21 protein-coding genes and 1 pseudogene are annotated in these 21,006 nt (G+C 38.0%); 3 read left to right on the forward strand and 19 right to left on the reverse strand.

The window, feature by feature from the left end; genetic code table 11:
• Window positions 1–103: 103 nt before the first annotated feature.
• The 14 genes from J3U91_RS09250 to J3U91_RS09315 form a co-directional block, all read right to left on the reverse strand.
• Window positions 104–787, reverse strand: a complete 684-nt coding sequence (locus J3U91_RS09250; RefSeq protein ID WP_002818298.1) for a VIT1/CCC1 transporter family protein — start codon at window positions 785–787, stop codon at window positions 104–106.
• Window positions 784–1,464 (reverse strand): VIT1/CCC1 transporter family protein, encoded by a 681-nt coding sequence (locus tag J3U91_RS09255; RefSeq protein ID WP_002818299.1) that lies wholly within the window; start codon window positions 1,462–1,464, stop codon window positions 784–786. Before J3U91_RS09255 ends, J3U91_RS09250 begins: the two co-directional genes overlap by 4 nt.
• A 72-nt stretch (window positions 1,465–1,536) precedes the next feature.
• A complete protein-coding gene (locus J3U91_RS09260) occupies window positions 1,537–1,983 on the reverse strand; it encodes a universal stress protein (protein ID WP_002820331.1) in 447 nt (148 codons plus the stop codon).
• Between the two features lie 98 nt (window positions 1,984–2,081).
• Window positions 2,082–3,680 (reverse strand): Nramp family divalent metal transporter, encoded by a 1,599-nt coding sequence (locus J3U91_RS09265; protein WP_002817728.1) that lies wholly within the window; start codon window positions 3,678–3,680, stop codon window positions 2,082–2,084.
• Window positions 3,681–3,899: 219 nt separating this feature from the next.
• Window positions 3,900–4,790, reverse strand: a complete 891-nt coding sequence (locus J3U91_RS09270; protein WP_002819663.1) for a cation diffusion facilitator family transporter — start codon at window positions 4,788–4,790, stop codon at window positions 3,900–3,902.
• A gap of 9 nt (window positions 4,791–4,799) precedes the next feature.
• Window positions 4,800–5,501: an NAD-dependent protein deacylase gene (locus J3U91_RS09275; protein WP_002819664.1), complete on the reverse strand. Its 702-nt coding sequence runs from the start codon at window positions 5,499–5,501 to the stop codon at window positions 4,800–4,802.
• The gene (gene ppcA, locus J3U91_RS09280) at window positions 5,501–7,024 is read right to left on the reverse strand and encodes a phosphoenolpyruvate carboxylase (protein WP_002819665.1); all 1,524 of its coding nucleotides are present in this window, start codon (window positions 7,022–7,024) and stop codon (window positions 5,501–5,503) included. Before ppcA ends, J3U91_RS09275 begins: the two co-directional genes overlap by 1 nt.
• Window positions 7,017–8,108, reverse strand: coding sequence for a hydroxymethylglutaryl-CoA reductase, degradative (locus tag J3U91_RS09285; protein WP_002819666.1), 1,092 nt, complete (start codon window positions 8,106–8,108; stop codon window positions 7,017–7,019). Before J3U91_RS09285 ends, ppcA begins: the two co-directional genes overlap by 8 nt.
• Window positions 8,105–9,130, reverse strand: coding sequence for a tryptophan--tRNA ligase (gene trpS / locus J3U91_RS09290; protein WP_002817733.1), 1,026 nt, complete (start codon window positions 9,128–9,130; stop codon window positions 8,105–8,107). Before trpS ends, J3U91_RS09285 begins: the two co-directional genes overlap by 4 nt.
• Window positions 9,131–9,301: 171 nt before the next feature.
• Window positions 9,302–10,639, reverse strand: a complete 1,338-nt coding sequence (locus J3U91_RS09295) for a hypothetical protein (protein WP_002819667.1) — start codon at window positions 10,637–10,639, stop codon at window positions 9,302–9,304.
• Window positions 10,640–10,728: 89 nt separating this feature from the next.
• The gene (locus J3U91_RS09300; protein WP_002819668.1) at window positions 10,729–11,625 is read right to left on the reverse strand and encodes an ATP-binding cassette domain-containing protein; all 897 of its coding nucleotides are present in this window, start codon (window positions 11,623–11,625) and stop codon (window positions 10,729–10,731) included.
• On the reverse strand, window positions 11,612–11,983 hold the full coding sequence (locus tag J3U91_RS09305; protein ID WP_002819670.1) for a GntR family transcriptional regulator: 372 nt from the start codon (window positions 11,981–11,983) through the stop codon (window positions 11,612–11,614). The genes J3U91_RS09300 and J3U91_RS09305 overlap by 14 nt, the downstream gene beginning before the upstream one ends.
• Before the next feature lie 15 nt (window positions 11,984–11,998).
• Window positions 11,999–12,808, reverse strand: a complete 810-nt coding sequence (locus J3U91_RS09310) for an ABC transporter permease subunit (RefSeq protein ID WP_002817735.1) — start codon at window positions 12,806–12,808, stop codon at window positions 11,999–12,001.
• On the reverse strand, window positions 12,808–13,731 hold the full coding sequence (locus tag J3U91_RS09315) for an ABC transporter ATP-binding protein (RefSeq protein ID WP_002819672.1): 924 nt from the start codon (window positions 13,729–13,731) through the stop codon (window positions 12,808–12,810). The genes J3U91_RS09310 and J3U91_RS09315 overlap by 1 nt, the downstream gene beginning before the upstream one ends.
• 193 nt (window positions 13,732–13,924) lie before the next feature.
• Here J3U91_RS09315 and J3U91_RS09320 point away from each other — a divergent pair.
• Window positions 13,925–15,330 (forward strand): annotated as a pseudogene (locus tag J3U91_RS09320) (ABC transporter substrate-binding protein/permease).
• Window positions 15,331–15,339: 9 nt separating this feature from the next.
• Window positions 15,340–16,329 carry an asparaginase gene (locus J3U91_RS09325; RefSeq protein ID WP_002819675.1) on the forward strand — a complete coding sequence of 330 codons (990 nt, stop codon included), beginning with the start codon at window positions 15,340–15,342 and terminating at the stop codon, window positions 16,327–16,329.
• A gap of 29 nt (window positions 16,330–16,358) precedes the next feature.
• On the opposite strand, the gene J3U91_RS09330 is transcribed toward J3U91_RS09325, so the two are convergent.
• The 5 genes from J3U91_RS09330 to J3U91_RS09350 all read right to left on the reverse strand — a co-directional run bounded on the left by J3U91_RS09330 (window position 16,359) and on the right by J3U91_RS09350 (window position 20,285).
• Window positions 16,359–16,982 (reverse strand): ATP-binding cassette domain-containing protein, encoded by a 624-nt coding sequence (locus J3U91_RS09330; RefSeq protein ID WP_002819676.1) that lies wholly within the window; start codon window positions 16,980–16,982, stop codon window positions 16,359–16,361.
• Window positions 16,982–17,812 (reverse strand): hypothetical protein, encoded by an 831-nt coding sequence (locus J3U91_RS09335; RefSeq protein WP_002819677.1) that lies wholly within the window; start codon window positions 17,810–17,812, stop codon window positions 16,982–16,984. Before J3U91_RS09335 ends, J3U91_RS09330 begins: the two co-directional genes overlap by 1 nt.
• Window positions 17,809–18,318: a hypothetical protein gene (locus J3U91_RS09340; RefSeq protein ID WP_002819678.1), complete on the reverse strand. Its 510-nt coding sequence runs from the start codon at window positions 18,316–18,318 to the stop codon at window positions 17,809–17,811. The genes J3U91_RS09335 and J3U91_RS09340 overlap by 4 nt, the downstream gene beginning before the upstream one ends.
• Window positions 18,319–18,332: 14 nt before the next feature.
• Entirely contained in the window at window positions 18,333–18,893 is a 561-nt protein-coding gene (locus tag J3U91_RS09345) for a hypothetical protein (protein WP_002819679.1), read from the reverse strand.
• A gap of 462 nt (window positions 18,894–19,355) precedes the next feature.
• Window positions 19,356–20,285 (reverse strand): IS30-like element ISLpl1 family transposase, encoded by a 930-nt coding sequence (locus J3U91_RS09350; protein ID WP_071439631.1) that lies wholly within the window; start codon window positions 20,283–20,285, stop codon window positions 19,356–19,358.
• 298 nt (window positions 20,286–20,583) lie between these two features.
• On the opposite strand from J3U91_RS09350, the gene J3U91_RS09355 reads away from it, so the two are divergent.
• The gene (locus J3U91_RS09355; RefSeq protein WP_002821034.1) at window positions 20,584–20,841 is read left to right on the forward strand and encodes a hypothetical protein; all 258 of its coding nucleotides are present in this window, start codon (window positions 20,584–20,586) and stop codon (window positions 20,839–20,841) included.
• Window positions 20,842–21,006: the final 165 nt, after the last annotated feature.

A 21,006-nucleotide genomic window follows, 5' to 3' on the forward strand; every position in this document is an offset into this window, starting at 1 on the left:
AAACAAAAGCCCAGCATCATTAAAAACCGTGAAATTATTTATTATAGGTTATTGAACCTATAATACTTCCCAAGTTAAATTATCGTATAAGCACTCCTGAGAATCAAAAAAGTTTTCCAATATAGTAGTGAATTGCAACAGTTATCAGTCCGATCACAATATTTCGAATAATTGCCGGCCGCAAATGAAACTCGCCAAGTTTGGCTGCCAAACTTCCAGTAAGAGCAACAGCAAAAGTCGTTGCAACGATTGTTCCGGCAAATTTGAGATGGCCCGGCAATAAAAGCATTGCCAGTAGTGGAAACAAACCACCCAAAGCAGCACTAATCAAAGAGCTAAAAGCCGCCCCCCATGGATTTACATACTCGCCGATTTTTAAAGTATATTTAGCGGAAACAAGCGACTCAATCTCATGTTTTTGAATCAATTCATCAGCAATAAAATATGCAGTTTCTCTGTTAACTCCCCAACTGATGTAGTTTCTAGCGATCGTTTTACGTGCATAATTTTTGTCACGATCAATTTTCCTTTGTTCAATTTTAATAACAGCTCTTTCGATCTCGCGTTGCGCAGAGACGGAGGCATATTCTCCAGCTGCCATCGAAAAAGCGCAGGATAACAAATCGGAAAAGCCTGCAACCAGAATTAAAAAATTATTACTCGTTGCTGCAGCCGTTGAAAATAGAACGCCGACAACCGTTAGAATCCCATCATTGGAACCAAGGACACCAGCTCTAATCTTGTTTAAACGCTGCTCTAAAGTCTGCTTGTTTTTGGAATTTTTCATTTATGCAGCAACCTTCCAATTAAGTATGTAGCTGTCATTGTAAATAAACCGGAAAGGACATTTCTAGTAATACCTTTTTTTCGGTCATTGTTGCCAATCCGAGCAGCCAGATATCCAGTAATTATCAAGGCAAGCAGTACCCCAAAATAGGTCGAAGCAACCTTATAAGAACGGTTAACCATTAAAATTGCCAACATTGGCAGGGTAGCACCAATCGGGAAACTAATAAAAGAAGCCAAAGCGGCATGATAAGGATTTATTTTATCGCTAATATTAAATCCGTGTTTAACGCGGACAGCTGTTTCAATCGGCTTGGTCTTCATCATTTCGCTGGCAGCCCTTTGAGCGAGTTCTTTTGAAATGTCGTCTTTAATTAAAAAATCTTTTACCAAAGAAATTTGTTGATTAAAAGATTCCTGATTAGCAATTTCTTCTTTTTCAATCGCAGCATTTTCGGCATCACGTTGCCCATGTACAGAGACATATTCTCCAGCTGCCATCGAAATCATGCCGGCAATTGTCCCGGAAAATCCGGCAACAAAAATTACCCAATTATCATTAGTACGACCCTGAGTCGCGGCAAAGACACCCAAAACAATCCCAGCTACTGAAATGATGCCATCATTTGCCCCCATCACACTCGCCCGGACAACATTTATCTTCTCAGCTAAATTCATATTTCTCTCCATATAAATAAAAATGGATTGAGCATCCATTTTATTTTAAAAACTTAATCTCTATTTTGAATCTTATCGGATAATTAAGACAGAAATTGGCGCATATTTAGCCATATAAGCAGCTTGTGAACCAAAATATTTACTAATTCCCTTTTTTGAAAGTGAGCCAATAATCAAGAGATCGGCTTTCACCGCCGGAATAACATTTTTAACGATTGTTTCTCCAGCATTGCCTTCATCAACGATTTCCTTAATATCCTTTACACCGGCTTTGGCGGCTATATCCCGGTATTTTTTTAAATGTTCGACCAATTCATAACGTTCTCCGTGGACATAATCTTTCGTCAAAGCTTGATAGACATTCATTTCATCATTCTCCAAAATAGAAGTAATGATTAAAGTCGCATTGTCTTTAACAGCTCTCCTGACTGCGTATCGAAAGGCTAACTGCGCATCGGCTGAATCATCGACCCCCACGAGAATCCTATTAAAAACTTTATCTATTGGTTTTTCAGACATTCTAATACCTTTCTTAAGTAATTTTTATTCAGTTTTATATCTTTTTGTATCCGCCTAGTAAAAATAAAATCACGATTCTCAAGTTTTTCAAAAATCTCTTAATCTTCGACACCGACAACCGAATGATTTTCTAGTTGATAACGTTTATTGCCTTTTAATATTTCGACAATCGTCCAAACCAACAAAGCTATAATCGCAACAATCAAAGCATAAGCAATGATGTTAGCCAAAAATAACTGAGATTTAGTGGCATTGTCACCAAAGAAGGCAGCAATCTGTCCATTAGCTCCAGGCAGATTGATCAAATTTAGTAAAGTCAGGCTAAGAACTGAAATCCAGCCAAGGACTTTAACCCACATTGTGTTTTTAAAACGCCTTCCCATTTCAATATCACTATCCGTAAACATTAAAAGGGGCAGCATTGAAAACGGCAATGCAAAAGCTAAAAAGACCTGCGAATTGTTCATTAAAGTATTTAAAGCTTCGTGCTCATTGATAGCACTTTGTCCACTAGTCATCGAGACACAAATCAAAACCGGAATAACAGAAATCAAACGGGTTACCAAACGACGCAACCATAAGGGCATTTTCATATGAACAAAGCCTTCCATAATAACCTGGCCGGTTAAAGTTCCGGTAATTGTCGAATTTTGCCCGGAAGCAAGCAGAGCGACGGCAAACAAAGTAGATAAAATACCGGTTTTTGCAACACTGATTAAAATGCCATTACTTAAAGTCGATGTATCGGACAAGGCCTCAAACAAACCGAAAAAGGAAGGATCTTTAACAGCTCCGGATTTAAAGACAGCAACACCCATGATTAAAAGCAGTGCATTAACAAAAAAAGCGGCCGTCAGTTGGATATTTGAATCCCAGCTGGAAAAACGAACTGTCCGGGCAACATCTTCCTCATCATTGTGATCAATCTTACGGGTCTGCGAAATAGCCGAATGCAAGTATAAATTATGGGGCATAACGGTTGCACCAATAATTCCCAAGGAACCGGTTAACGGTGTCTGCCCACCAATATGCGGCGAAGTTGCAAATGCTTTTGCGCTTGGGACAAGTCCCGCAATGACCCCACTCCAATTAGGATCGGAGAGAGCCACCTGATAAACAAATACAAATAGAATTACAAGAATCAAAGCCACCACGATTGCTTCAATCTTTCGAAAACCGATTTTCGTCAACAATAAAAGTAAAAGAACATCGAAAACTGTTATGAAAACCGCAATAACTAATGGAATATGGAACAACAAATACAAGGCGATCGCAGCCCCGATGACTTCGGCGATATCGGTCGCCATAATTGCCAATTCAGTCATAATCCAGAGTACAATTCCCAGTGATTTGCTAGTCCGAGCACGAATTGCCTGGGCCAAATCCATTTGAGAAACAATTCCCAACTTCGCGGCCATATATTGCAGAAGCATTGCAATCAGGCTTGAAATCAGAATAGTTGACATCAGCAGATATTGAAAATTTTGGCCACCAGTAATAGAAGTCGACCAATTACCAGGATCCATATATCCAACCGCTACAAGTGCTCCGGGACCCGAATAAGCAAACAGGGTTCGCCAAAAACCACGTCCTTTTGGTACCTTGACAGTGCCGTTAATTTCCTCCAAAGAAGGACCATTCGCATAATGGATCAAGCCATGATTCCTGCGAGTTTTGCCTTCAGCATTTTCGCTCATGATAAATAAAACCTCTCATTTCTAAAAGAATCAATCAAAAAAGAACTATTAAAAAATTTTTAATAGAAAATTTGAATCTTTTAATCAAAATAAATCTGGCTATTTCCTGTTTATCATATCTGTCAATCCACTTGGATGTGGGTAGCTGATAAATAAAAACTAACCAAACTCACTATACAATAAAAAAAGCCTAAAAAAGGCAATTTTTCGCTAAATTATCTATATTTTCGATTCCTTGTGCTTTTTATCGCTGGTTTCCAATTGCAAAGTGACGTGATCGATATCGAATTTCTTTCGCAAACCATCGGTGGCATCGTCGAGAATTTTCATGTAATCAGCCGGTCGATTGCATTGTAAATGAGCCGAAATAGCAACTTCCGTAGTCGATAAAGCCCAAATATGAACATCATTGATTTTTTCGATTTCCGGAAAGCTTAAAAGATATTTCTCAACTTCATTTTCACTAATATTGTCGGGAACGCCGTTCGTCACTAAACTAAAAGCATGGCAGAGAACGCGCCATGACTCAAAAAGAATGAAGACAGCGGCAAAAATTGAAACCAGGGGATCAAGGATCACCCAGTTGGTAAAATTAATTATAAAACCAGCAAAAACAACGCAAAGACTAATCAAAGCATCGGCAAAAAAATGCCAATAATTGGCTTTTTCATTTAAGTCCCGTTTTGACCCTCTGTGGAAAATATAAGCAGTCAAGCCATTGATTGCAACACCAGTTAAGGCCACGATAACAACAATCCAGCCATCAACATGATCTTCCGGATTCATTAGACGCAAAAAAGCTTCCCAAATTACAATTGCCAAACTGGCGACCAAAATCAAAGAATTGGTAAAAGCTGCCAAAATTGTTGTGTTATAAAAACCATAGGTATGGTGTTTGGTCGGTTTGCGTTTAATCAAAATAACCGCCACGAATGCAATCACCAAACCGAGAACATCCCCCAGATTGTGAATCGCATCAGTTACGAGCGCCAAAGAACCGGCAAAAACACCACAAATAACTTCAAAAACAATGAACAACAAATTGATTGAAATGCCAAACCAATATTTATTGTTCGATTTACCCCTCTGAAAAAAACTCTCCTGATCCATAACTTAATACTAATGCGAGATCAACTCGGAAAAGAATTTTGTTGCATCGCCAATGATTTGTCGAATGGGGGCAGTTGTATTAATTCGTTCCATGTTAATGGCGATTTTATCCGCATCAGCCGGTGCATAATCGATCAAACCGGCAAAAGGATAAACCTGAAAGCTTGTACCGACTATAACAAGTAAATCGGCTTTGGAGACTGTCTCAACTGCTTCTTGAACATGCTGAGGCATTTCTTCGTAAAAAGTTATGTCGGGGCGTAAAACAGCATGATCCGATGCCCTGTACATCGACTTCAAATAATCGTCGACATTCGCTGACTTTTGATCGACCGGGGCGTAAATACGATACAAAGAACCATGAAATTCGATAGTTGAAGGGTCCAGTTTTGTATGCAAGCCGTCAACGTTTTGTGTAATAACGCGTGCCTTACCGGCTTTAACAAATTCGGCCATTTTCCGATGGATCGCGTTTGGTTTAGCATCAGGAAAATACATATTTTCTTTCATGAATTTGTATTGCCGTTCCGGGTCTTTTTGAAAACAGGTGTGGCTCAATAAATATTCCGGCCTGTCCAAGGCGCTCGTTGTATAAAGCCCTCCTTTGCTCCGATAATCGGGAATTCCCGAAGCGGTTGAAACGCCAGCCCCGGTCATAAAAACGATACGTTTTGCATTGTTAAATAAATTTTGAATTTCATCAGTAAGCATTAACCTAAAAAGTTCCTCAAGACAGCTTGTTTTTGAATCAAAAGCGTTCTTGTTGTTGGATCGGAGATCTTAACCAAGTCGGAAGCCAAACGAGAATGTTCTTCTTCTTTTTCATTGCTTGGGCCAATCTCAAATTGAAGAATCGATTGCAGGTCCTGAATATCTTTTTTTGCTTCCAACCAAGCTGGATTTTTAGCAATTAAGCTCTCCAATGCATCCACGCTAATATAATGTGCCAGGAAAGTAAAGTCATTCCTTAAATTCGGATAATGACGAGTAAATATTGCCAGTTCTTCAGCATTCAAGCTCATTAAAGCCAGACCGAAACCAATAAATTCCGGTGGAACCCCAACCGAGTATAAACTACCGGTAAAGGTGATTGCCCGAGGCATTTTGTAACCGTCGACCTGTCGGGAATAACCGAGAATGCCAACGTGCTGACGACGATCGCGACGTTTTGGAAAAGCATCGAAAATTTTTTGTAAATCATTGATCAGCTGATCGAGAGTTTCGTGATAACAATCCGCTGATTTCTTGGCGACATTAATTAAAACGTTTTGTTCCCGATCTGTCATCGAGACAGCTTGATTGTTTTGAAGGCCCGAACGAAGTTCTTTGATGGCTGATTGTACTTGCTTAAGCGGATAGTCGTAACGAAAAGCTGATTGAACAGTTGCTGTTTTTAAGCCGGGAAACTCTTGCAGATAGCGTTTAATCCATTTCGGTGATAATCCCCCGCGGAAAATCGTCGAACCAGTACCGGCGATCGGAAAAATTGGTAAATCCTTTTGATCGGAAAATTCATGCAAACGAGTCAAAGCAAGTTTATTGCCAATAATAGAATTCATAAATCCATTACTTAAAGCCGAATCGGAACCAGCCAAAAAAACACGCAGATAAGGAAGAGACTGACCGGTGCGCTGTTCATACAATTGTAGATACTCTTTTAAAATCTCTGGCGAATGCAATTGGGTTTTAAATCCCTCGAATAAAGGAATCATTTCAATGTGATCGGTATTGTTTGAGCCACTTGTAAATTCATCTGATTTAAAATGAGCTAATTTCGAAAACTTGTCTTCGATTTCGATTAACTGTTCGGACGTCTGCGCCATGGGCAAAATCGCTTCAAACAAGGGACGCTGTTCAAAAGACAGATCCCTGGCAAAATCTTCGGCTGAAAGCATTGTTGTCATTGCCTGCATCAGGCTGTATCCTTTTTCTTCCCAGATATTCGGCAGGCGGAAAGTCAGAAATTTGTCGCGGCCAAGTTGATGCCCTTTAAAATACTCGTAATGTTCGGAATACAAACGATCGATTACGGCCGCATCGGCGTGTTTGCCTTCCCAATCCCACATATATTCATCAGTATCCAAAACAGCAAAATTATTGAAGGCATCGTCGACCTCTTTATAGGCGGTAATAAAGGGATTTTTACTCTGATCGCCTTTAAAAAAAGGGACGCCTGCATTATCAGGATGCTGCGTACCCATAATATTAGGAATTTTTCTATCGATTTTATGCATGAGCGTCTCCTTCAGCGCGATGCTGCATTTTCATGTGTCCCTTTTGAATACCCTCCGAAACCAAAGCTTTTAAAGCGGCGAAATTTTGTACCAAACCAGTTGCTAAAACGACTTTCGCGAGTTCGCCGGACGTTTTAACATCAAGCAAGCGAAGAGCAGCTTGGGCGCTTTTTAAGCCATTAATCGTTCCACCGACAATCCCCAGACTAACCGGCAATTTAACACTGGCAGTCAATTGATTTTTAGAATTTATTTTCCAAGAGGTAAAAGATTTATAATTCCCATCAACTGCGGCATAAGCATGGGCTCCGGCCTCAAAAGCCCGCCAATCGTTTCCGGTTGCTAAAACAACCGAAGACGCGCCATTGAGAAAGCCCTTATTATCCGTCGCTGCCCGATGTAGATCAATCAAACCGAAATGTGATAAATCGGCAATTTTTTTAGCCGTCGATTGGTCGATCCCGGAAACGGTCGCCTTTAATTCTGTCATACTCGTCGTCGGTAAATTAGAAATAATCGCTGCAATCACGCTAATATTTCTGGCACGTAAAAAGTCAGCCAGACTTTCAAGGATTGTATTAACAATATTTGCTCCCATCGCATCTTTTGTATCAATTAAAAGATCAAAAGAAAAATGGTTTCCATCCAACTGTCGAAAATGAATTTGCTGCAAACCACCGTTTCGTTTGACAATTGAGGGGTAAGCCGAGTCTGCAATTTCTTTGAACCGCTTTTGATTTGCTTGATAAACCGTATTTATCTGATCAAAATCGCCGACCACCAAAATCTGTCCAAAACGTGAATGAGTCTGATAAACAGTTTGAATATTCCCTAAATATTTCGATCCATTATTTGCCGCAGCAACAACGCTGGCCTCTTCTGTCGCCATCGGAACAACATATTTTTTTCCATCGACCTGCAGTCTGTACAAGACACCCACCGGCAGAGAAAAATCAGTTAAATAGTTCTCGATTAATTTCTCATGCTCAAAAACAGCTTGCTCTTGGAAACTTTTTGCCAAACTTGGATCACTGACAATTTCAGCGAGCCGTTCCTGATAGTTTTTTTCATAAAATTTAGTCATTTCAAGCCATCAAAATAGTTTACGCCGATTGCCCGACGGACTTTTGTCATTGTTGCCTCGGCAACTTCATTAGCGTGATCGGAACCGTTTTTAAGCATTTGCAAAACAGCCGGAATATCTTGCGCAAACATTTGCCGCCGTTCTCTAATCGGTTTGAGTTCGTTTTCAAGAACATCAATCAAATGCTTCTTAAGCTTCATATCGCCAAGTCCTCCATGCATGTATCGATCTTTTAAATCGGCAACATGTTTCTTGTCCGGATCAAAAATATCCAAATAGGTAAAAACAACATTACCCTCAACATGTCCCGGATCTTCAACACGAATATGTTTGGGATCGGTATACATTTGCTTGACTTTTTTAGCAACGGCATCCTCATCATCGGACAGATAGATCGCATTGCCTAAAGATTTGGACATTTTTGCATTGCCGTCAATACCAGGAATTCGGCCAAGCCCGTTTGGAGGAAAAACACCTTCCGGTTCAACAAGTGTATCAGTATGATAAGCAGAATTAAAAGAACGGACCAATTCGCGAGCCTGTTCAATCATCGGTTCCTGGTCATCACCAGCAGGAACTTTTTGTGCACGAAAAATGGTAATGTCAGCCGCTTGGCTGACCGGATAGGTAAAAAATCCGACCGGAACAGATTCGCCGAAACCTTTTTGCTGAATCTCAGCTTTGACAGTCGGGTTTCTTTGCAAACGTGCCACCGAAACCAAATTCATATAATACTCAGTCAACTCAAAGAGGCCTTTAATCTGTGATTGAACAAAGATTGTTGTTTTTTTAGGATCCAGGCCAACTGCCAAATAATCCAAAGCAACTTCCGTCAGACTGTTACGAATTTTTTCCGGATCGCGGGCATTGTCTGTAAAAGCTTGCGTATCGGCAATCATGACAAAGGAATCATAATTACCGGAGTTTTGCATTTCAACACGATTTTTCAAAGAGCCGACATAGTGTCCAATATGAAGTTTTCCGGTTGGACGATCACCGGTCAAATATATTTCTTTTGTCATGTTTTCAATTATAGATTTTTAATCAAACAATTTTATAAGGAGATAATAATTATTCGACAAAAGGGTATAAATTTCAGCCTGGTTTGAAATCAAGACAGATTTTTCTAATTAAAAATTAAAAAACAGAATCGGTATTTTTACCGGTCCTGTTTTCAATCAATTAATAAATCTCTAGCGGGTTCTCTTTTTTAAAAGCCAAAAACGTTTTCCAAAAATCAACCACCAGGTAAAAGCCGTGATGCCGACACCCCAGGCCATCCACCAAATTGTTGTTGATAAATTGCTTGTAATCGAAAAGAAATACGATGGGGAAAATAAGCTGAGCATCATAGGAAAAGCGAAATCCCAAAAAGCCAACAAAGCCACAAAAATAAAGAAGGGTTTCTTCAACTTTGGGAAGCGAACGTATTTCGTATCACTTTCAAGTGAATAATGTTTATAAAAATACATGGCCAGAATAAATAATGGAATTGAAATTATAAAGAAAAACGTCAATAAGTAAATCGGATAAATTGAAAGTTTGCTTAAAAACGATCTCAGACCATTGTCGATTCGAAAATGCCATTTATATTGGTAAGCCAGAAAACGTATAAATTCTGCCAAAATAGCTGAGGCCAGCAGGACACTGAACCAAGCGGCAAAAAAAGTGTAGAATTTTCCAAAAATAGTGCCGACAAAAGAATCGATTAACAAACCAACCGCGACTAAAATTGTCGCAAACTCCAAAACAATGATTTCATTTTGCAGCAGCCAGGAAAAATGTAACTTGATAAATTCACCGGGTATCAAAAGAATTTTTGTCAAATATTCGAATACCGCCCAGAAAATAGCTAAAACAGAGGGAAGGAAAAACAACCAAAAAGTTTTTGCCAAGGCAACCTGAATACCGTTTTTTGTACGCTGCAACATATATGCGTTAATCCAGTGTGTCTGATCAATCAAGAAAAAAATCGCTCCAATTAAGATAATCAATAATACCGAACTCATTCCATCCGACTGATTAAATTTAAAAGCTTGGGCATAAAATCCATCTCTATTAAAGGGCCCGGCGTTTTTTGAACTTTTCGCAGTTATCGGAAGAAGAACGTAATTACTAGCACTCGATCCTCCAATTGAAGTTACACTGTTGTTGCTTACATATATACTAGCGGACAAGGAACTATCAGAAGATTCCTTCCGATCGCCGTAGTATTGAAGAACCTCTTTTTTAAATCCGGCAAAAGTTTTTGGAAGAATTTTAATCATTTTTCGATAACTGTTAGTGGAATTATTAAAATTGGGATTGATAGTACTTAAATAAAGAAATAATTGGTTGGATTGGGAATTTCCTTTGAATTTTTCTGTATCGCCGTAAGCTGCTTTTTTCTGCCAATCATTAACTAATTTTTCGGCTTTTTTTGTGCCAACCAAACTATTGGCATAGTCTTGTATATCGTAATAATGACGGGCGTCGAAATGCCTGTCAAAAGCGTTTCTTGCCTGGTACCAGCTTGCATCATTTAAAGCCATACTGCTCAAACCGAAAATAGTGACAATTACCAGAATTGTCCAAATCGATACCTAGCGCAATTGATAATAAAGTTTGATTGAATGTCTCATTATTTATTGGTCCTCTTACCCGCCGATTGACGCAAACGATAGTCCTCTTCAAAAGTGGCCCGAAAAATATCATCGGAATTAACCGGCAATTGCTCAATGTATTGGGCCTTGGTTCGTTTAATCCGAGACGCTACTTTACTGTTGTAATCTTTAAAAAGAACAACATATAAATGCCCGCGTTTTTCTAAAATATGCCCACATTCCGAAACGACTTTCGGTAATTCACCTTCAATTACCATCTGAAGTTTAGCGACGTTGGCAGTTTTTAGTTCTTCACCCGGCAAATAATCTTTTTCAATCTTCCCATTTTTTAATAAAATAATTCGATCAGCCAAAAAATCCAATTCCTCTAAATTGTGGGAGGCAATCATAACCGATGTATCGCTATTGGAAACAGCGGTAATCAACATTTGTTTTACCTGATCTCTGATAATCAAATCCAAGCCATCCAATGGTTCGTCAAGGAAAATATATTTGGACTTACTCGTAATTGCAGAAATAGCCAATATTAAACCACGTTGCCCCTTCGACATACCAGAAAGTTTTTTATTAAGAGAAAGATTATTCGTTTTAAGCAAGTTTTTAAACCAGTCGATATCAAGTTGTGGATAACTAACTTTAAAAATTCGTGCCAACTGGTTTGCTGTAAAAGCATTTGTAAAATTATCCGGCGAATCAAGATAAAAAATCTCTGAGCGGGCATCAGCGGATTCGTCAGAAGTAACCCTGCCCTGGTCAGGCACATATTCTCCGCTAATCAAGCGAAAAAGAGTCGTCTTACCGACTCCATTACGTCCAATTAAACCAACAATTTGACTAGGTTTTAACGAAAAGCTAATTCCGGAAATAACTTTCTTGTTCTCTAATGTTTTCGTTAGATTATCAATTTTCAGCATTCTTCCCTCCCAGTATGTCGTTAACAATTTTTTTGATTCTTTCTCCTTTGACGCCGCTTTTTATTAATTCGGCAATCACTTGAGACAGATCGGCAAGCAAACGATTTTGATTAGAATTTTTAACACTGGCTGTATTACCGGTTATGAAAGTACCCTTACCAGGAATCGTTCGAATTACTTTTTGGGCTTCAAGCTCCTTGTAAGCTTTTGCCACTGTGTTTGGGTTAATTTTTTCTTGTAAAGCTGTTTCGCGAACAGACGGAAGCTGGTCGTTGGCAGATAAAACGTCAGTTGCAACTTCATTTTTAATTCGATCAACTAATTGTAGATAGATCGGTCTTTTCTGAGTTATTGCCATCTGGCCTCCGTAAATTTACAAGTTGCGCCGATTAAAAACGACTCCAGCAATAGTAAAAAATATTAAAGTCCAAATAATCGAAGCGCTAATAATTCCCGTTTGACTAATGTGCGAGAGCTGAGCCATAGCTTTGGAGCCGTCAAATACTTGAAGCTGAATATAAGTACTGACATTAAAAGGATTCCATTTAATTAAGTGAAAGTGTTTGTAAAGAAAAGCTGATAGCAAGCTGCTAACAATACTGCCACCCAACCAAATTATAAAAGCCGATGCAATGGCGATCGAATTTGATTTCAACAGACTTGAAAGCATCAGGGCTATTGAACCAATCAAGAATATATATAGAAGATAAGTCACAAAGTTTTCCCAAATATAAGTGATTTCCCCGTGTCCGCTTGAAACGAATACAAGTCCTTTATTAGCGACTGTTATCGATTTGCCAAAATCTTTACCAGAAAATACGATCAGCCAACAGAGAAGATAACTCGCTACAGCGAGCAAGTACCAAAGAACATAATCAAACAATAATTTAATAATTTTTGCAAAGAAGATAATCATTCTTGAATTGCCACGGGAAACAATCACCTTGATCGTATCGAATTGAAATTCTTCGGCGAGTGTCGAACCAAACGAGACAAGCATGAAAATGAAAATAAAGGCATCAAAATAACCGTGATGGTAAACAAAATCTACTTCAGCATGGCTTGGATCAGCCAATAAATAAGCAATCATAGCCAAAATTGGAGTGAAAAATATGATAAGGCTATAAACCAAATAATTCAAACGATGAAAAGATTTAAAAAACTCTTGTCTGATTGCCTGCATTATTCTTCACCCCCATTAATCAAATCAATAAATGAATCTTCCAAACTTTGTTTTTCCTCTCTGATACCTTTTATTTCAATCTTATTCATCACCAATTGCTGCAACAATTTATTTAAATTATGTTTTTGATCGGTTAGGACCTGCAAATCTTCTGTGACAGTTGTCGTCTGAAAACCCGAAGTCTTTAAAAGATCTTCTGCTTTGGAATCATTTCCGGTTTGCAAAACAATTGTCGATCCCTCTTTGCCATGTGATTGGCTGGCAAAGAAATCCGTTTTGGTGCCATTGAATAAAATATGACCATGATTGACTACTACCAAGTCGTCGGCCACCAGCTCCAATTCGCTTAAAATATGAGAACTAATCAAAACAGAAACTCCCTGATCGGCAAGACTGCGCAATAAAGCACGCATAGAATGAACTGATTGTGGGTCAAGACCATTCATGGGTTCATCCAAAATTATCAATTCCGGATTATCAAGCATTGCAATTGCAACGCCAAGACGCTGTTTCATTCCGAGAGAATATTTCTTGGCCTTCCGATTAGCAAATTCGGTAATCATTGTCTGTTCCATGATTTTGCCCAAATTTTCGGCAGAAGTTCCCTGAGCGTATAATTTCAGGTTGCTATATCCAGACATATACGGGTAGATTCCCGGAGTTTCAATGAGGGAACCGACTTTCTTCAATGGCGCCGTGTGTGTTTTGGAAACCTTTTGGCCATCAATTTCGATTGTTCCTTGATAACCGGTCAAACCGGCAATTGACTTCATAATTGTTGTTTTTCCGGCCCCGTTCGGACCGATAAGTCCAACGATTCGACCCGGTTTTATATTAAAAGAAACATCAAACAAGACTTTCCGATTACCAAAATTTTTATTTACTGCTTTGACACTTAACAAACTCGCAGTCTTTTCAAGCATTTTCCCTCCCAAATTTTATCATGTGTACTATATTAATTAGTACAGTTTGAAAATGCAAGTTTTTATTTTTTTGATTTTCGATAATCTTGTCAGAAAAATTGACATTAAAAATATTTTTTACTTATTCTAATGATAAAATTTTAAACTGTATAAATTTCTTTCAAAATTATTTAGCTCTGTTTTTATATTATTAATGATTTTTCCTATTTTTGCGGTCGAAGCGTCAGCACAAAAACCGCATTATAATATTACAACCGATGTCACCTATCCGCCTTTCGAGTTTCAAAAGAAAAACGGTACATACACCGGTATAGATGTCGAAATTATTAGAGCAATTGCCAAAAAAGAAGGCTTTACGATGACTTTAAAGCCGATCTCATTTAATTCGGGAGCTCAAATGGTACTTTCCGGACAAATGGATGGGATAATCGCAGCCATGACCATCACATCTGAAAGAAAGAAAGTTTATGATTTCAGCAAACCCTATTACCGAACTGGAATTATTTGGGCAGTTTCAAAAAAATCACATATTACGAAACTTTCTCAACTCAAAGGCAAGACCGTCGCTTTGAAGACGGGGACTGCTTCAGCGGATTACGCCAAAAGTCTACAGAAGAAATACGGCTTTAAAATTACTTATTTCAGTGATTCCAATACTATGTACAACGATGTCGTAGTCGGAAATTCAGCCGCTACCTTCGAGGATCAATCCGTTATGAAATATGCGATCAAAAATGGTCTGCAGTTAAAAATTCCAAGTAATAAGATTGGAAATGCTGGCTACTATGGTTTCGCCGTTAAAAAAGGAAAGAATGAAGCGCTTTTGAAAGCCTTCAATCGTGGTTTGGCTTCAATCAAAAAAGATGGTACTTATGATAAAATCGTCAAAAAATATCTCGGTGAAAGTCAAAAAAAGATCTCCAGCAATTCAGCAAGTACTGAAAATTCTTCTTCAATTTGGTACCTATTGAAACAAAACTGGCCAAGTTTCGTTAACGGAGTAATCGAAACAATCAAATTAACAGTTGTAGGAATAATTTTAGCCTCGATTTGGGGAATTCTCATGAGAGTCTTAGGGGTTGCCGAATCTAAAATTCTTCGTACTTTTTCCAACATAATTATTTACATTTTTCGTGGTTTGCCGCTCTTGGTTCTGGCTTTCTTTATTTATATTGGTCTTCCACACCTTTTAAATGTCAAGATTCCTGCTTCTGTCGCCGGTATTTTGACATTGACGCTCAACAGGGTGCCTACACAGGTGCTTTTGTTAAAGGGGGCTTTTTGTCCGTTGACAAAGGGCAGATGGAAGCAGCCCGTTCCAATGGACTGAGTTACTGGCAAGCAATGCGTTATGTCGTTATGCCCCAAGGAATGAGAATCACGGTTCCGAGTTTGATCAACCAGTTCATCATTACCTTGAAGGATACTTCGATTCTTCAAGCGATCGGCCTCGTTGAGCTGACTCAGACAGGTAATTTAATTGTTGCCAGGACCCAGCAAGGTTTTCAAATTTGGGCAATTGTAGCAATCATCTATTTGGTTATGATTACCTTATTAACTTGGCTTTCAAATTTTGTTCAATCAAAAATAAAAGCTTAGAATATTTTTATGAAGAGAATCCTTGTTTTAGCAACCGGTGGGACAATTAGCTCAACACCTCAAAAAAACGGTTTGGCACCAGGAATAACAATTGAGCAATTATCTTCTTTTTTTGATCGGGCCGATAACGAGATTGAATTTATTCCAACTATGGATAAAGATTCAACCAATATCCAACCAGAAGACTGGTTGACAATTGGTAGACAGATTTTAGAACACCCAAAATTTGACGCTTATATCATCACTCATGGAACCGACACGATGGCCTATACAGCTTCCGCTCTTTCTTATTTATTAAATGATTTGAAAAAGACCATTGTTTTGACCGGTTCGCAAATTCCTCTCTCCTTTGAACACACCGACGCCAAAAGAAACATCGCCGACGCTTTAACTGTTGCTTCAAAAGCGGATTTTCCCGGAGTTTATTTAGTCTTTGATGGTCAAGTGATTGCCGGGACGAGAGCAGTAAAAGTTAAATCTCATTCATTTGATGCTTTTGCCAGCATTAATTTCCCAGTTGTCGCAAAGGTTGAAAATAATCAGCTGGAGAAAAAATATAATCCCACTTTCAATCCCGCAGCCTTCAAAACAAAATTCTCTCTCGATACAAATGTGTATTTATTAAAAGCTTTCCCAGGTTTATCGGCCAACTTCTTTGATTTTGTTTTGAAAGAAAAAGCCGGTTTAATCGTTGAGAGTTTTGGAAACGGTGGTTTGCCGGATATCGGACGCGACTTGGTTTCTGGTGTAAAAAGTCTATCCAACGCTAATTTACCGGTAATTATTACAACTCAGATTATGAATGAAGGCCAAGATATCAGCCTCTACGAAGTTGGTCAAAAAGTAGCGGCAGCCGGCGGAATTACATCCGGAGATATGAACACCGAAGCCATTGTGGCTAAATTGATGTGGGCCATGGCACAAACCAAAGACTTATCCCAAATAAAAAAAATCATACAAACCCCTATCGCCCACGATTTAGATCGGCTATTAACTTAAAAAGGAGCACAAAAGTGCTCCTTTTTAAGTTAATAGGGACTATATTGACTGACATCAATTACTTGATCGGCCTGTCCAGCTACAAAGCGGTCATGTGTTGCAACAATCACAATTTTACCCATATCGGCCAGATGACGAAGACTTTGCACAACGATCTGTGTGTTTTGAAAATCAAGCGCATCAGTTGGCTCATCGGCTAAAACAATTTTTAGATTTTTTAAATAAAGACGTGCCAGCGCAACCCGCTGCGCTTCGCCACCCGATAAAGTAAAAAATTTACGCTTCAAATAGGATTCATCCAATGAGAAATGATCCAAGGCAGAGACCAAATCCTGTTTAGGAAAACGTCTGCTAATATTGAGATTACGCTGAACACTGTCTTCTTCAATCAGTGCATAATTTTGAAAAAGATAACCTAAATAATTCCTGAAATAACCTAGTGGCTTAATGTCATCTAAATTGATATCGTCAACCCAAATGTCACCCGAAGTAAAATAATTTAATTTGGCTAGGCAATCAAGGATTGTCGATTTTCCAATACCGGATGGGCCGGTAAGTGCATAGAGATTACCACTATGAAAATTGCAGTTGACATTCGTCAAAAGACTGCGATCACCTTGATACTTTTTTTCTCCTTGTTCAACTCTAATCATCAGTCTTCTCCTTTGATTGCTTGGCTGATTCTATGATCAGCACGTAAAGCTTGTATGATTAACAATAATAATTGGAAGATTGTCATGGATGCGATTACACCCGAAATTAAAGCCCGATTATTGTAACCATTATATATGGATGCAGCAAACATTCCTTCCAAAACTGTTACCGACAGGCAAACTAAAGTAAAGAGAAAATGAATACGCGCCAAGTATCTTCCAGATAGTCTGCGAATAGCAATCTTTCTATCATAATTTGAGAAATATATTTGGTTAACCAGGATATAATTTATGAACAGCATCAAAATCAAAATAGCCAAGACGGACAACAACAAAACTAAATGCTGTCTGACCTGCTGATAAGCCTGTAAAGCATGACTTCGAATATTCAAGTAACCACCAATTTGACGACTAATATGTCGCTTTTGGGCTTGTTCGGCCAAAGCATGATAGTTTGATACAACCAGTCCCTGTTTTGAAATCAACGAATCCCAGTAATGATCGGCATCTTCGTTATCGCCGCCAAGAGAAACTGTGGATAGTACCAATATAACCGGTTCTTTAACATAACCATCGTAAAAACCGAAATCGATGCCTTCTGTGTTATAAGTAAACGCCCGTTGTCCATTTTTAATCATAATTTTTTTATAGTTCAGTTCCCTGCCATACAGTTTGGAAATTTGAGCCATTGGCAGTTGGTCAAAATAATTTTTTGAGAGACGATCGCTTTGAGACTTCAGTTTTTCAGGAAAAAGAAAGTAACTATTTTCACTTTGTGCAGGTATGCTTAAGCGATGACCACTAGCAGTTAAAATTTTATTTTTCTTCAAATATTCGGCATTAACAATAAGGACATTACCAAAATCGACATCATCATAATCGTTAGAGGTTTTGCCTGTTGATTCGTAAGCCCCATAACTCGCATGATACCTTTGTGCTTTTCTGACCAGTTCACCAGCCGGTAAGCAGCCTTGTCCTCCTGGTCCTGTTCATTATCGAGCAAGGCATATGGCGAAAAATACGGCGTGTAATAATTTCCCAAATGCTGCCAGTTTGATAATTGTTTCTCCATACGACTGTTAATTGCAAACTGGCCTAGCAGCAGCATTAGCGTGACAATAATCGTTAGCTCCGTAATGGCCTTAAAACAAATACTGGTAACAAGTATTAAAGTACTTTTTCCATCACCTTTAATACTGTTTTGCAAACTATTAGTACTATGTGATGCCATGTGGAATAAAAAGGCAAAGACACTGACAAGAATTTCAGCAAAAATTAAAAGAACAGCAAAATAGACTGTTAACGGCATAACACCCATTACTCGATAGGAAAACATCGTAATCACAACAATTAAAAACCAGGAACGAAAGTAATTAAAAAAACAATTTGATCATGAATGAAATATTTCCAAGCATCCTGAAATTTTGAAACGCCTTCTAAGTAAGCAATATTAGAAGCACGCAAACGTTTAAAATTAGCTACGATGAAAACAACCAATAAAATAAGCAATAGTAAGATTAAAAAAACAGCAAAATAATTATCACTTAAAAAATTATAAATAATTGTATTCCAATTGCCACTATCACGTTTATAGTGCAGTCCCAATCTGTGAAGTTCTTTAGCAACAGCGGTACTGGAAATGTTGCCGAAGAAATAGAGTGGATATCTTAAGTCACTGGTTTCAAATTCTTGTTTGCTTGCAATTGATTGCTTCGAAATTAAAGACTTCGAAAATTTTCTTGTACTGCCGATAACATAAAATTTAGTTCGAGGAACATTCTCAGTTGTTGGCACATTAAAAACTTTCACAATATTAATTTTGCGTTCATTAGCAAATTTAGCTAAATGATGATTTACCACATTAATCGAAGTGCCGGCATCGAGAGAAGTGATATTGTAGGGACGCGCCAATGTAGAAATATAGTTTCTACCTGTCTGTAAGGAAAATATCACAATCAACAAACAAAATGATATTGCGGTCACAATAATTGATAAACGTCTGACTTTTTGCAAAACAAGAAACCCTTTCTTTATAAAAACAACCACCTCGGAAGGGGGCTGTTCAACATTAACAGATATTAACGAACTTTAACATAATTATAACGAGTCTTGTTACCAGCGTTAGGTATTTTGGCAACTGCAAGGAATCCTAAGTTGAATCTCAAATCACTCTAATCAAATTTTAGTTGAAAACGATGCTCTATCTATCCCCACCAAAAAACATCGTATCAGACCATATAGAGAAACACATGTAATTCAAATTTGATTAAATTGTTAACCATTAGCGACTTGAGCGCGCATATTTTATCAATGGCATCAGGATTTCTTTTAGCTATTCAGCAAAAGAATCCCTTTTATTGGTAGATTGCAAATTTAATCCGAATTTTTGGACAAATTTGTCAGCATAACCTGATACGGTGTTTGCCAGTCGAGTATTTTAAGCGGTCGCTGGTTAATTTGGAGTAACGTCGTCGTTAAATCTTGAGCACTAATGTGCTCAAAATAAGTCCCTTTAGGATAAAAATAACGTAAATTCCGATTAAAGCGTTCATTACTACCACGTTCAGCTGGCGTATAAGCATGGCAGTAATAGGTCTTAATACCATATTGTGATTCAAGTGATACTAGCCCACTAAACTCAGTGCCACGGTCCACAGTAAAGCTGTGCACCGGACCATTAAAAGTGGTTAGGAACTTAGTTAGTGCTTCATTAACAGTCGCTGTCGTCCGATCTTTTAACCGGTATGCCCAAAGGAACCGTGATTTTCGATCGATTAAAGTTAATAAAACTGCCTTACTATGCCCACGAGGACCAACGACTGTATCTAGTTCAAAATCGCCGATGCGATTACGTTGATTAATCATCATGGGACGCTGTTCAATTGATCGCCCCAAAGATTGATTATATTTGGATCGTTGGTCAACGTTACGCCGTTGGCGTACGCCATGTTCAGGTAGATCATTCAAGGAGAAACCAATTCTCCCCTGATTTAGCCAATTATAAATAGATTTAGTAGCTAGTTTAAATTCGTGAGCAATCATTCCTGGTGACCAGCTTAGACGTAAATGGTTGAGAATTTTTTGCTTTAACTCATCGCTCAGCTTAGTTTTCCGACCACATCGTGATCGCTTGTATTCGGCATCTGTTTGTGCTAATTCAGCCTGATAAGGTTGACATCGAGATAATTCATAAGAAATTGTTGACGGTGATCGGTTCAGCCGAACGCCCATTTGGATATTGGACAGCCCTAGTTCACAAAAAGTTTCGATTTTAATTCGTTCGGAATAGGTTATACTAGACAAAAGATCAGCTCCTAAAAGATGGGTTTGTGGTAAACACCATTTTAAAGGAAGCTGATCTTTTTTGTCCGAACAGCGTTCGGATTAATTTTACAATCTACCTATTAAAGAAAAGATTTTTGTAATTTTAAAAAATGAAGCATATGTTGACGATTTTAAAGAAATAGTAATTTATTACTATTTTTAGGGCCTTTTTCGCGAAAATTAGTACTATCTGACTAGTTTTTTACTTTTTATGAAAATTATAGTAAAATAAAAATGTTAAACGTTAATAAATAATTGTAGTTTTTAAAAAATTGTTATGGATAACTTTGCAATTCTCAAGACAATTCTGCTCATCTTACTAATTTTGTCAGTGCTACTGAATAAGTACTATTATCGTGAACACAAAGAACAATTAATTCGCTACCGAATTTATCTAATTTCAGCTTATGGAATATTGATTTTCCTGATTTGCAACCAAGTGATTATGTTCGATCTATTAAATTCATTAATGTGGGCATTAATAATTATCAGTCTTTATTATCTAAGCTTAAAAGTGTATTTAAAAGAAGATTAAATATCAAAAATAGAGATTTGTTTTCTTAGTAATTAAATCCCCCAGATTAAATTATTTAATGGCTTTTTTGTCTTATCTAAATTCCACAAACCTTGGAACCATTGTTTCAAATGACTTATTTTTTTAAATTTTTGGGCAAAGAAAAACCACGGATTAAAGTCCGTG

Source organism: Oenococcus oeni, from assembly GCF_020510245.1.
Classification (GTDB): domain Bacteria; phylum Bacillota; class Bacilli; order Lactobacillales; family Lactobacillaceae; genus Oenococcus; species Oenococcus oeni.